The organism is Candidatus Symbiothrix dinenymphae, assembly GCF_001431085.1.
The window spans coordinates 1-428 of the sequence record NZ_BBRU01000451.1 but is presented as its reverse complement, the minus strand read 5'-3'; the positions used below and the strand labels follow the sequence as shown (position 1 = coordinate 428).

The following is a 428-nucleotide window of genomic DNA, read 5'->3' as shown; positions in this document are numbered from 1 at the left end:
AATCGCGCAAAGGTACAAATAAATTCCGTATAATGGATGATAACACAACGATAACAAAACGATAACAAAATGATAACATAATGATAACGAAAAAATAACAAAAAGATAACAAAAAGATAACATAAATTTTTTGGAATTATTAAAATAAACCTCTACTTTTGCAGCCGATTTAATTGTAATACAAAAAAGAGATATGACAATGAAACGATACATTTTACTAGTTTTTATAAGTCTTGCATGCGCTTTTAATATGCAAGCCGATGGCGGCGTGATGCTCCTGTGCCGCCCTACCCTGCAAGATTCCATCCTGTTGCGTTGGGCACCCACGGACAAGCAAACGTGGGATTTAGGCAACCGCTACGGTTATGTGGTGGAGCGTTACACCCTTTTGCGTAAAGGTAAACTGCTGGATGAGAGGGAGTTTTGGC

General features: G+C 38.1%; 1 protein-coding gene. It reads left to right on the top strand.

Annotated elements, in window-relative coordinates; genetic code table 11:
• Positions 1 to 199 precede the first annotated feature (199 nt).
• On the top strand, positions 200 to 428 hold a 229-nt coding region (locus ASC50_RS04995; RefSeq protein WP_158648467.1), incomplete at its 3' end, for a hypothetical protein.